Origin of the sequence: Maridesulfovibrio bastinii DSM 16055 (assembly GCF_000429985.1) — a bacterium.
Taxonomy (GTDB): Bacteria; Desulfobacterota; Desulfovibrionia; order Desulfovibrionales; family Desulfovibrionaceae; genus Maridesulfovibrio; species Maridesulfovibrio bastinii.
This window is the reverse complement of sequence record NZ_AUCX01000006.1, coordinates 186,018-198,093: the sequence shown is the minus strand read 5'-3', so window position 1 is coordinate 198,093 and position 12,076 is coordinate 186,018. Positions and strand designations below refer to the sequence as shown.

The window sequence follows — 12,076 nt, the reverse complement described above, 5'->3', positions numbered from 1 at the left end:
AATCTAATCTAATCGCTTAATTGCTGCGAGTCGAAAGGGGGGAGGCCCCGAGTAGACTGGATCCCCTAGCTTGAAGAGCTTAAGGTGGGAAATAACTTTAAATTTAGCACTCCCCTCCTTCTAATTTGGAGCAAAAATGAATTTTATTAAATCTCTAGATGACAAGGTTTGGATGACTGCTAAGGCTCGCTATAATGCCTCAGCTCGTCTTAATAAAAAACACCAAGCATTGACTTTTACCATCTCTTTCCTTTCGGTTGCGCAAATTGTACTTACCTTCTGCATGTTGGTTGATATCTGTTTCGGTTTTCCAGAAAAGGTTCTCATGTTTATAGCTATGACTACCTCGGTGATGATCTTAGTTATTGCCAACCAGTCTGCTTTGGGCTCTCTGTTGATAGAGTCAGAAAAATTGCATCGGTTTGGCATTAAATTCCAGTCCCTCTATGAGGAAATTTCCCTTTATATTAAGTTGGATAAGGCCAATAAATCTGTTGAGGAGGGGTTTCAACAGAGGTATTCACAGCTGCTTCGAGAGGCAGATATTAATCATCTAAAAATTGACGAAGAGTTGGTTAAGGCTGAAAGAAAATCTTTCGAACTCAATCCTATTTGTGCTTTATGGATTAAGTTTAAAAATCTTGTGGCAATTTATTTGTCATCATTTCTCTACTTGGCCATCCCCTTAGGCCTGCTGTGGGGCGCAAGTTGGTTAAAATAGCATTGGTGGGGGGAGAGTGTGAACACTTGCCTGTCCTTGAACTTGCTACACCAAGTTACTACAGTAGAACTAGCCGTTGCTGCTGTGACTTGCTGAAAAACAGACCGTTGGGCTCTTTTTGATTCTGGCGTAACTGCCTGAAACAAGAATCGAAAATGAGGAAGATTCTGGAAAGCGTGTGTGGGCTAACGTCCACCGGAGGTTTAACCCTTCTCCTCTCCGCCACAATGACAACAAAGTCCCTCTAAAATTAGAGGGACATCATACCTATTTCGCTACCACTAATTCAGCTGACTGAGAAATATACATCCCAGAACCTCCCCCTTGCACTCAATTTATATCAACCGCGCATATCAAATCCTGCCGACGGAATGTGCTTATATACCATTGATATTATAGCTCATCTTTCCAGAACGTGGCTAACACAACTCGCCTTTCAGCATTCTAAACTGGAATCAGCCTTGACTGCCGTGTCGGAAGCGGCGGTCAAGGCTGATTCTACTTGGGAGAACGATGGGATAGATCAGGATAAATGTTCTCCACTGCTGAGTTTGATAAATTCACTTCTCGTAAGCGGTCGTTTCAACCTGCTTGAAAGCTGTCTCACTGCCATTGTCAGGGCTGTAATATCTTTGGGATCATTTTCAACACCGCAGTCTTTAAGGGCTGATTTCACCGCGGCTTTTCCGCTTTTACCACCAACGGCAAGCTTGCGGGATATGCCGACTGATTCAGGCTGATAAGGCTCAAAAAGTTCGGGTGATTTGCTTAGAGCGTGTGTATGCAGGCCGGATTCACAGGCAAAGATATCTTCACCCACAACAGCCTTGGTTCTGGGAACCACAACTCCTGCTTCTAATGCAACCATGCTGCATAAGGCTTTTATTTTCTGTGTGGAATATCTTTTTTTACCACAGCGCAGGGCCAGATATGCGGCCAGTTCTTCCGTTGCGGCTATACCGGAGCGTTCCCCGATACCAAGCACAGAAACATCAGCATAATCAGCACCACATTCAAGAGCTGTAACCGCGTTGGCCGTAGCCATGCCGAAGTCATCGTGACAATGAACAGCCGTATCTATTTTTACGTGGTTACGAAATGTTTCAATCAACTTTTCCATGCTCTTAGGAGTCAGTTGTCCGAGAGAGTCAGAAAGCCTTATGCGGGAAGCTCCACAATTTTTGGCATGTGCTGCAACCGTTAAAGCAAAATCAGGATCAGCTCTGGAGACGTCCTCCATGCCGACTGAAACATATTCAATTCCAAAGGCTTTAGCTGTTCTGATAGCTGATGAAAGACGGTGCAGAAGTCCGTTGCGGTCAAGTCCAAGTCTCTCTTCAATATGCAGATCAGAAACAGGAACACCAATATTAACCCTGTCTATAGGCAGTTTAGAAGCCTTCATAATATCGGCCTCCCTGCATGGTGTCCAAACACTCAGGTAAGTGTCTTTTGAAATGTCTTTTATATATTCAGCAAGAGTGCCGAGATTATCCTGTCCTATCCATCCCAGCTCTATTTCGTCTATTCCGACTTCAGCCAGACCCGCAGCAATTTTTTTGCGGGTGGACAGATTGAAATATGCGCCGAAAAGCTGAGCTCCTTCACGCAGTGTAGTATCTATAAGCATTGTCCAGGCTCCTTATTAGCAGTTAATCTGTAAATATTTAGAAGCAGGAATAATGCCAAAGGATCAATACTATATAATAGGGGCTAACTCTCTGAATTTAAAATGTATTTATATTGGTTATAATGAATACCAAAATGTAGGTTAATACACTTTTGAATTGTATTTTCGTAACAAGATACACTTTTGAAATTCTGAAAAAAATCGCTGTCATATTTTAAATATTTAATAAATATAGTATGTTATGTAGTGTATTCAGTTTTGGCACGGCAATTGCCCTATAGCCTTCATCATACGAACAAAATCCATGATGGAGGATTATCATGAGAAAGGTAGCAATCTACGGTAAAGGCGGAATCGGTAAGTCCACAACAACTCAGAACACAGTAGCAGGCCTGAGCACAATGGGCCGTAAAGTAATGGTCGTCGGATGTGACCCTAAAGCTGACTCAACCAGACTTCTTCTTGGTGGTCTTGCTCAGAAGTCCGTTCTCGATACCCTTCGTGAAGAAGGTGAAGATGTAGAACTCGAGGATATCCGTAAAAAAGGTTTCGGCGACACATGGTGCGTTGAATCAGGCGGACCTGAACCTGGAGTAGGTTGTGCTGGCCGCGGTATCATCACCTCGATCAACATGCTTGAAAGCCTCGGTGCTTATGAAGAAAGCGAAGGCCTTGACTATGCCTTCTACGATGTTCTCGGTGACGTTGTTTGTGGTGGATTCGCAATGCCTATCCGCGATGGTAAAGCAGAAGAAATTTACATTGTCTGTTCCGGTGAAATGATGGCCATGTATGCAGCTAACAACATCTGCAAAGGTATCATGAAATATGCTCAGTCCGGTTCAGTTCGTCTTGGTGGTCTCATTTGTAACTCCCGTAATGTTGATAACGAAAAAGAAATGATCGAAGAGCTCGCTAAAAAAATCGGAACTCAGATGATCTACTTCGTACCCCGTGACAACGATGTTCAGCGCGCAGAGATCAACCGTAAAACAGTAATTGAATGGAACGATCAGGTTCCTCAGGCAGAAGTCTACAAAGGCCTCGCCAAGGCTATCGACGAAAATGAAATGTTCGTCGTCCCCACTCCTCTCGAAATTGAAGACCTTGAACAGCTCCTTCTTGACTTCGGTCTCTTGGAAGTTGCTTAACCCCCAATTGCATAACGATAAACCACAGGAGAATGTGAGATGATGATCATGGTGAGAGCTATTGTAAGACCTGAAAAAGCAGACGCTGTACTCGCTGCCCTCATGGACAACGGGTTCCCGGCCGTAACCAAATACTCCGTAGCCGGCCGCGGTAAACAGCGCGGTATCAAAATCGGTGAAGTTACTTACGATGAAATTCCTAAAACCATGCTGGTAAGCGTTGTTAAGGATACAGATAAGGATTTCGTAATCAATACTATCATGGACGCCGCTCGTTCAGGTTCCAAGGGTGCTTTTGGTGACGGTAAGATTTTTGTGAGTGAAGTTGAAGACGTTTACACCATCAGCTCCGGTATCAATGAAGCCGCTTCCGCCGAGGAGGATTCTTGATGAAAGAGATTATCGCAATTGTGCGCATGAACATGATGGGACGCACCAAAGCCGCACTTACCGAAGCTGGCGTAGATGCTTTCTTTGCTCATGAAGCACAGGGTCGCGGACAAGGGTTCGTGAACAAAAAGGTCTTGGAAGGAGCGGAAGAAGGATATGAGGAAGCCGCCGCAGTTCTGGGCGAAAAAGGCAAACTCTATCCCAAAAGAATTGTAACAGTAGTTGTCCCTGATCCAATGGTGGATGACGTTGTTGAAGCCATTATAGCAGCAAATAAGACCGGAAAGCCCGGTGATGGAAAGATTTTTGTCACACCCCTTAAAGATTCAGTTCGCGTAAGAACCGGGGAAGCTGGCGAAAAGTCCATAGTCTAGGGAGAAGACCATGACCATGACAAAGAATAAGGCACAGTGGAACCCCACGGATATCAAGGAGGAACTCCTTAAGAAGTATCCGCCTAAGGTAGCCCGTAAACGTGCCAAGCAGATAATGATCAATGAAGCTCTTGAAGCCGGAACCCCGCCGGAAATCGTAGCAAACGTACGTACCATTCCGGGAATTATCACCATGCGCGGCTGTACTTATGCAGGCTGTAAGGGTGTTATCATGGGACCCACACGCGATGTTGTAAACATCACCCACGGTCCTATCGGATGCGGTTTCTATTCATGGCTTACACGCCGTAACCAGACTGATGCAGGTGCTGACGGCGAAAACTACATGACCTACTGCTTCTCCACCGATATGCATGACAAAGATATCATCTTCGGTGGTGAAAAGAAGCTGGAAGCAGCAATTCAGGAAGCTTACGACCTGCTGCATCCCAAGGGCATCTGCATTTTCTCAACATGCCCCGTAGGACTCATCGGTGACGACGTTCACGCCGTTGCCCGCAAAATGAAAGAAAAATTCGGTGACTGCAACGTATTCGCCTTCTCCTGTGAAGGATACAAGGGTGTTTCTCAGTCCGCAGGTCACCATATCGCCAACAACCAGATTTTTACAAACCTCGTAGGTGAAAACAAGGTTGCCCCCGAAGGTGAATATAAAATTAACCTTCTTGGTGAATACAACATCGGTGGTGATGCTTTTGAAATCGACCGTATCCTTAAAAAATGCGGCATAACAAACATCGCAACCTTTTCCGGAAACTCAAGCTACGACCAGTTCGCTTCGGCTCAGCATGCAGATTTAAGCTGCGTTATGTGTCACCGTTCTATCAACTACGTAGCTGACATGCTTGAAACCAAATACGGTATTCCGTGGATCAAGATCAACTTTATCGGAGCTGAAAGCACTGCCAAGTCACTGCGCAAAATCGGTGCATACTTCGGTGAGAAAAAGCTCATTGACAGGATTGAAGAAGTTATAGCTGAAGAAATGCCCGCAGTTGAGGAAGCAGCTAAGAAAGCTCTGCCCACTACCAAAGGCAAAAAAGCAATGCTCTTCGTTGGTGGCTCCCGTGCTCACCATTATCAGGACCTCTTTGCTGAACTCGGCATGAAGACTCTTTCTGCCGGTTATGAGTTCGCACACCGTGATGACTATGAAGGCCGTCGCGTAATCCCTGATATCCAGGTTGATGCTGACTCCCGTAACATCGAGGAAATCGAAGTTACTGCCGATCCGGAACTTTATAATCCGCGTAAGTCTGAAGCCGAAATGAAATCTCTGGAAGACAGCGGCTTCAAGTTCAAAGAATACGAAGGCATCAACAAGGATATGGATGAAGGTACCATCGTTATCGATGACCTGAACCAGTACGAAGCTGAAAAGCTTGTTGAACTCCTCAAGCCGGATGTTTTCTGCGCAGGTATTAAAGAAAAGTATTCCATTCAGAAACTTGGTGTCCCCATGAAACAGCTTCACAGCTATGACTACGGTGGACCTTACGCAGGATTCAAGGGCGCAATCAATTTCTATGAGGAAATGGACAGACTTCTTGGAAGCAAGGTCTGGAGCTACATGAAGGCCCCCTGGCAGGAAAATCCTGAACTCACAGCTACATTCGTGTGGGATTAATCAGGAGGTATAGATATGTTACTTAGACACACACCAGTAGAAATAAAAGAACGTAAAGCCCTGACTATCAACCCGGCCAAGACTTGCCAGCCTATCGGCGCAATGTATGCGGCTCTCGGAATTCACGGCTGTCTTCCCCATAGTCACGGATCACAGGGATGCTGTGCTTATCACAGATCCACTCTGACAAGGCACTATAAAGAGCCTATCTCCGCTTCAACCAGCTCCTTTACTGAAGGTGCATCAGTTTTCGGCGGACAGGCCAACCTCGTGCAGGCACTCAACAACATCTTCAATGTTTATGACCCGGAAGTTGTTGCTGTGCACACCACCTGCCTCTCTGAAACCATTGGTGACGACCTTAACCAGATTCGCATCAAGGCAGAAAAAGATGGCAAGCTGCCCAAGGGTAAATACATGATCGGTGCGCCTACTCCAAGTTATGTAGGTTCACATGTAACAGGTTTCAGCAACATGGTTAAGGCCATGGCTCAGATGGCTGAACCCACCGACAAAAAGAACGGTAAAATCAACCTCATCCCCGGTTGGGTAGAGCCTTGCGATATGGAAGAGCTCAAACGCATAGCCGCTTTGATGGATATTGATATTACTATGTTCCCTGATACTTCCGGTATTCTTAACGGTCCCTTGACCGGTGAATACAAGATGTTCCCTGAAGGCGGTGTAACTGTCCAGGAACTTATAGAATCAGCTCAGGCTACTGCAACAATAGCTCTTGGTGAATGGTGCTCTGCCGATGCCGCTCGTTGGCTCGACTCCAAGCATAAAGTTCCCTGCTCTATTCTTGATATGCCTTTCGGTCTTGCTGCTACAGACCGTTTTGTAAACGTAATGCGTACTGTTGCCGGTGTCAGCGTACCTGATGCCATCACCCATGAAAGGGGACAGCTTGTCGACTTCATCTCCGACATGCACCAGTACTTCTATCAGAAGAGAGTAGCTATCTTCGGTGATCCTGATCAGCTGATCTCCATGTGCGAGTTCCTGCGCTCTATCGATATGTACCCGGCTTACGTTGTAACCGGTACTCCCGGTAAGAAGTTTGTAAAACGCATTCAGGAAATCTGCTCAGATATGCCTTTCGAAGTAAAGGTTAAAGCTGAAGGCGACATGTTCCTCATGCATCAGTGGATCAAAAATGAGCCTGTAGACCTGCTCATCGGTAACTCCTACGGCAAGTACATTGCCCGTGACGAAGACATTCCGTTCGTACGCTGGGGCTTCCCCATCCTCGATCGTCAGGGTCATCAGTACTTCCCGACAGTAGGTTACAAAGGCGCTCTGCGTCTGCTCGAAAAATTCGTCGGAGTACTTCTCGACCGTAAGGATCGTGATTCTCCCGAAACATCCTTCGAGCTCGTCCTTTAATACAATAAATACTGCCTGCGGCCTAAGCGCCGCAGGCAGAACAAACTTTCCGAAACTTACCGGAGCAGCACGCAATGAAATCTATGGATACCGTAAATTCACCCTGTTTTAATCCCGACACCAGAGGTGCGCTGAGCAAAATTCATCTCCCCGTCGCCGGGATTTCATTTGCGAAAACAAAATATGAAGTTTCCCAGCCCAAGGGAAAAGTCGTGATGCCCGAGTATGCTTTCAACCTTCTTGAAAATTTTATTAAAAGCTCAAGCCTCCCGAAGATGGTTTCAATTTCAGGCCCGGGAGATCCCATGGCAGACCCGGTTAAGACTATTAAAACCCTGTCACTTGTAAGGGAAAGTCACAGCGACATTCCTCTTTGTATCACAACTCTGGGTTTTAATATTGAAGACTGGATAGACGAGCTTAAAAAAATGGATCTCTCCCATGTGACCATTTTCATGGAAGCCGCTACAGCTGCTACAGCTGAAAAAGTGTATGCCTGGATCCGTCCCGGCAGGAAGAACCTGTCCATCACCAAAGGGGCCGAACTGCTTGTGGCTGCACAGGAAAGCGCAGTCAGAAAGCTTAAGGAAGCCGGGATAAAAGTAAAGGTTAATACAATACTTTATCCTGAAACTTTTGAAGAAATTGAAGCAATAGCCGAAAAAGCCGCGGAATACGGCGCTGACATTATGTCGATAATTCCATGGAAGGCAGAAGACGAAGAAGCTGACTGCGGGACTGAAAGGCTGAACAAGGCCACAGAGCTTGCTGAAAAATTTATTGAACTGGTTCCGGCACCCCAAGGGTGTGAAAATGATCTTGATTTCAGCTCCGAAAAGGCTGCTATGCCAACTCCGAGCGCATCAAGACCTAATGTAGCCGTTGTCAGTTACGGTGGCATGGAACTGGATCTGCACCTTGGTCACGCAACAAAAGTAATGATTTACGGAAAGCGTGAAGATGGTCTTCCCTGTCTTAAGGAAGTTCGTGAAGCCCCTAAACCCGGTGGCGGTGAAAAGCGCTGGGAAGATATGGCCTCTATTCTTGATGATTGTTTTGTTTTGCTGGCAGCGGCAGCAGGAGAAAAACCGCGCGAGATCCTGGATCGCAGTGGTTTAGCTGTAATGACTTTCCAATCCGAAGTCGAAGGGGCTGTTGATGTCCTTTTTGGTGGAGGAAAAAAAGGCAAATGCAAGAAGTAGTTAACCAATTTTGACAACAATCTAAGGAGAAATAACATGGCTACACCTCAAAGAATGATCATCTGCTGTCAGAGCTTTAGAGCTGCAGGAGAGCCCAAAGGTATCTGTCATAAGTCCAGCGATGGTTTTTTGCAGTATATCGAGGAAGAAGTCATCGACCGCGGTCTTGATGCAATTGTTGTAGGCTCAACCTGTCTTAAACAGTGTGAGTCCGGTCCCATCATGGTTATTCAGCCTGAGAACTGGTGGTTCAAAGGTGTGGATAGCGAAGAAAAGATCGATGAAATTCTTGATGGCCTTGAGGACGGGGAGCCATGTGCGGACTACCTGCTCAGCTAGAACGGGAACAAAGGTCCGTATCGGTAACAATACGGACCGCTTCCGCTGATGACCTAGGCGGAATGGTTGAGATTCTAGAACAGCTTTTCAGTATTGAGGAAGATTTTAAGCCGGATAGAGGACTTCAGATTAAGGGGTTGAAACTCCTTTTAGAAAATAATTCAGGCTGCCTGCTGGTGGCAAAATCCGGTGAAAAAGTAGTTGGAATGTGCAGTGGACAGATTCTTATTTCGACAGCGGAGGGTGGTCCCTGTCTTATGATGGAAGATCTGGTTGTTCATGAAAATTACAGAGGACACGGCATAGGAACAAGACTGATTGAACGTCTTGAAAGGTTTGCGAACAGCAGGGAAATTTCAAGGGTGCAACTGCTGGCAGATCGCAACAATACACCCGCATTAAAGTTTTATGAAAAAAACGGCTGGAAGACCACCAGCCTAATATGTCTTAGAGAAAGGATCTAAGAAGGGGAAAACGCCATGAGTAATACCATCCTTGAAGAAAGAAAAGACCAGATAATCAGAACCGGAAGCGGAAAAAGCGCCATTGACATGGCCTGCAACAGGCAGTCACTTGCCGGTGCAGTCAGTCAGCGCGCATGTGTTTTCTGTGGTTCCAGGGTGGTGCTTTATCCGATTGCAGATGCTTTGCATCTGGTACACGGACCAATCGGCTGCGCCGTGTATACCTGGGATATCCGCGGAGCCCTTTCCAGCGGACCGGAAATACACCGTCTTTCTTTTTCCACCGACCTTCAGGAAACTGATGTTATTTTCGGCGGAGAAAAAAAACTTGAGGCTGCTCTGGATGAATTGATTGACCGTCATCATCCGAAAGCCGCATTTGTTTATTCAACATGCATTGTCGGTATCATCGGCGACGACCTTGAAGCTGTATGCAGAAAAATGACTGAAAAGAAAGGAATTCCTGTTCTTCCGGTTATGTCTGAAGGCTTTAAAGGAAGTAAGCGCGAAGGATATCTGGCTGCATGTAAAGCCATGTTTCAGCTTGTAGGAACCGAAGACGTTTCCGATGTCCCGGAAGTCTCGGTAAATATCCTTGGTGATTTCAATATCGCCGGCGAAATATGGATAATCAGAGAATATTTCGAACGCATGGGAGTTAAAGTCGTTGCCAATATCACAGGTGATGGCAGAGTCCGGGATGTAAGGCGCAGTCATGGCGCAGGACTCAACCTCGTGCAGTGTTCCGGTGCAACTCTTGATCTGGCTAAAATGATGGAAGAGAAATACGGCACTCCCTACATCAGGGTTTCCTACCTTGGTGTGGAAGATATGGCTGAATCTCTTTATGCCGTTGCCGATCATTTCAAAGATATAGACCCCGGTATTGTCGAGCGCACCAGCAAGCTGGTTAAGGAAGAGCTGGATAAGCTGCTCCCTGAGCTGGCCCGCATGCGCAAGGACCTGGAAGGAAAGAAAGTCGCAATGTATGTCGGCGGCTCGTTTAAAGCTTTCTCACTGCTGAAAGCCTTCCGTTATCTCGGTATGAAAGTAGTCGTTGTCGGCTCGCAGACCGGAACCAAGGAAGACTACGCTGAACTTGAGAAAATATCTGATCCGGGAACAATCCTTGTTGATGATGCCAACCCTCTTGAGCTCTCTGAGTTCATTAAAGAAAAAGACGTAGATGTCTTTGTCGGAGGGGTTAAGGAACGTCCTATTGCCTATAAAATGGGTGTTGGTTTCTGCGATCACAATCATGAGCGTAAAGAGGCTCTTGAAGGATTTGTGGGAATGCTCAATTTTGCCCGTGAAATACATTCATCGGCAATGAGCCCGGTATGGCAGTTCGTTCCAAGGCGCGCAAACAGGAATAAGGAATCTTTGAAGGAGGCCGGCAATGCTTAAACCAAATTTTGTTTCAACCACCAATGCATGCAAGCTCTGTACACCTCTGGGAGCATCTCTTGCTTTTCGCGGAATAGAAGGAGCCATACCTTTTCTGCACGGTTCACAGGGATGCGCAACTTATATGCGCCGTTACATCATCAGTCACTATCGTGAACCGGTTGATATCGCTTCATCCGCACTCAGTGAAAAGAACGCAATTTATGGCGGAGCCCCTAACCTTAAAAAGGGGATCCTCAACGTCATGAAAAAATATGAGCCAGAGCTTATCGGCGTGGCAACAACCTGCCTCACTGAAACAATTGGTGATGACGTCAAAAGAATACTTTTTGAGTTCCACAATGAATTCGGAGATCTTGATCTTCCTGAAATAGTACATGTTTCCACACCGAGCTATAATGGAACACATACCGACGGCTGGCACGGTGCTGTTAAATCTCTGGCTGAACAGCTTTATGATGAAGACAGCCCCGAAAACAGTTCCATTAATATTCTGCCGAATATGGTTTCATGTGAAGATATCCGTCATTTGAAGGAAATCATGCGTAATTTCGGGGTGAAAGCCACGATACTGCCGGATATTTCAGAGACTTTTGATGGTCCCTCATACGAGGACTATGTAAAAATTCCAACAGGTGGAACTCCTGTGGAGTCTATCAAAAATATGTCCGGCAGCAGAGGAACGATTGAATTCGGACGCTGCCTCCAGAAGGAAAGTGCCGGAACATTTCTGGCTGGAAAAGGTGTGCCCAATCATCGCATAGGCATACCCATGGGTCTTCGTGAATCTGATATATTTTTCGACACTCTTGAAGCTGTCACCGGAAAGGATCTTCCGGAGATTTATGAACAGGAAAGAGGCCGGCTGATTGATGCTTATGTTGACGGACATAAATATGTCTTCGGCAAACGTGCCATCGTCTACGGTGAGGAAGATCTGGTCACCGGTCTTTGTTCATTTCTGGCTGAAATCGGCGTTGATGTGGTTCTTGCAGGGAGTGGTTCCCGCAACCGGGGGCTTGGTGAGGCTGTAAAGGCCGTCACTGACGGAATGGGCCGCACCACCCCCGAAGTTCGGGAAGGTGTTGATTTCCATGACATAGCTGAAGAAGCCGAGTCGCTGAAACCGGATCTCCTGATAGGCCATTCCAAGGGTTACCGCTATGCCAAGGCATGGAATATCCCGCTTATTCGTGTTGGCTTTCCGATCCATGACCGTTTCGGCGGACAGCGTATTCAGACTATCGGATATAAAGGAACTCTTGCTCTTTATGACCGCATTGTTAACGCAGTTCTGGAGAAGAAGCAGAGCGACAGTAAAATTGGTTACGGATACATGTAGTTGTAATAATTAAGTGTAG

The 12,076-nt window shown here is 46.3% G+C and carries 12 protein-coding genes; 11 read left to right on the top strand and 1 reads right to left on the bottom strand.

The genetic code is table 11. The features are described 5' to 3' along the window. Positions 1–136: 136 nt before the first annotated feature. The gene (locus tag G496_RS0101955) at positions 137–721 is read left to right on the top strand and encodes an SLATT domain-containing protein (RefSeq protein WP_027177794.1); all 585 of its coding nucleotides are present in this window, start codon (positions 137–139) and stop codon (positions 719–721) included. Positions 722–1,244: 523 nt separating this feature from the next. Here G496_RS0101955 and G496_RS0101950 read toward each other — a convergent pair. Continuing rightward, positions 1,245–2,351, bottom strand: coding sequence for a LeuA family protein (locus G496_RS0101950; RefSeq protein ID WP_027177793.1), 1,107 nt, complete (start codon positions 2,349–2,351; stop codon positions 1,245–1,247). 320 nt (positions 2,352–2,671) lie between these two features. Here G496_RS0101950 and nifH point away from each other — a divergent pair, with 320 nt between their 5' ends. The 10 genes from nifH to G496_RS0101900 all read left to right on the top strand — a co-directional run bounded on the left by nifH (position 2,672) and on the right by G496_RS0101900 (position 12,057). Continuing rightward, positions 2,672–3,502, top strand: a complete 831-nt coding sequence (gene nifH, locus G496_RS0101945) for a nitrogenase iron protein (protein WP_027177792.1) — start codon at positions 2,672–2,674, stop codon at positions 3,500–3,502. Positions 3,503–3,541: 39 nt separating this feature from the next. Continuing rightward, positions 3,542–3,892, top strand: a complete 351-nt coding sequence (locus G496_RS0101940; RefSeq protein ID WP_027177791.1) for a P-II family nitrogen regulator — start codon at positions 3,542–3,544, stop codon at positions 3,890–3,892. Then, positions 3,892–4,266 (top strand): P-II family nitrogen regulator, encoded by a 375-nt coding sequence (locus G496_RS0101935; protein ID WP_027177790.1) that lies wholly within the window; start codon positions 3,892–3,894, stop codon positions 4,264–4,266. Before G496_RS0101940 ends, G496_RS0101935 begins: the two co-directional genes overlap by 1 nt. A gap of 16 nt (positions 4,267–4,282) precedes the next feature. Continuing rightward, positions 4,283–5,914 (top strand): nitrogenase molybdenum-iron protein alpha chain, encoded by a 1,632-nt coding sequence (gene nifD, locus G496_RS0101930; protein WP_156900574.1) that lies wholly within the window; start codon positions 4,283–4,285, stop codon positions 5,912–5,914. Between the two features lie 15 nt (positions 5,915–5,929). Then, positions 5,930–7,303: a nitrogenase molybdenum-iron protein subunit beta gene (gene nifK / locus G496_RS0101925; protein WP_027177788.1), complete on the top strand. Its 1,374-nt coding sequence runs from the start codon at positions 5,930–5,932 to the stop codon at positions 7,301–7,303. Between the two features lie 74 nt (positions 7,304–7,377). Beyond that, positions 7,378–8,505, top strand: coding sequence for a radical SAM protein (locus G496_RS0101920; RefSeq protein ID WP_051294766.1), 1,128 nt, complete (start codon positions 7,378–7,380; stop codon positions 8,503–8,505). A 36-nt stretch (positions 8,506–8,541) separates the two neighbouring features. Continuing rightward, entirely contained in the window at positions 8,542–8,844 is a 303-nt protein-coding gene (locus G496_RS0101915; protein WP_027177786.1) for a (2Fe-2S) ferredoxin domain-containing protein, read from the top strand. Beyond that, positions 8,820–9,308, top strand: coding sequence for a GNAT family N-acetyltransferase (locus G496_RS0101910; protein WP_051294765.1), 489 nt, complete (start codon positions 8,820–8,822; stop codon positions 9,306–9,308). The genes G496_RS0101915 and G496_RS0101910 overlap by 25 nt, the downstream gene beginning before the upstream one ends. Positions 9,309–9,323: 15 nt before the next feature. Then, entirely contained in the window at positions 9,324–10,715 is a 1,392-nt protein-coding gene (gene nifE / locus G496_RS0101905) for a nitrogenase iron-molybdenum cofactor biosynthesis protein NifE (protein WP_027177784.1), read from the top strand. Further along, on the top strand, positions 10,708–12,057 hold the full coding sequence (locus G496_RS0101900) for a nitrogenase component 1 (RefSeq protein ID WP_027177783.1): 1,350 nt from the start codon (positions 10,708–10,710) through the stop codon (positions 12,055–12,057). Before nifE ends, G496_RS0101900 begins: the two co-directional genes overlap by 8 nt. Positions 12,058–12,076 lie beyond the last annotated feature (19 nt).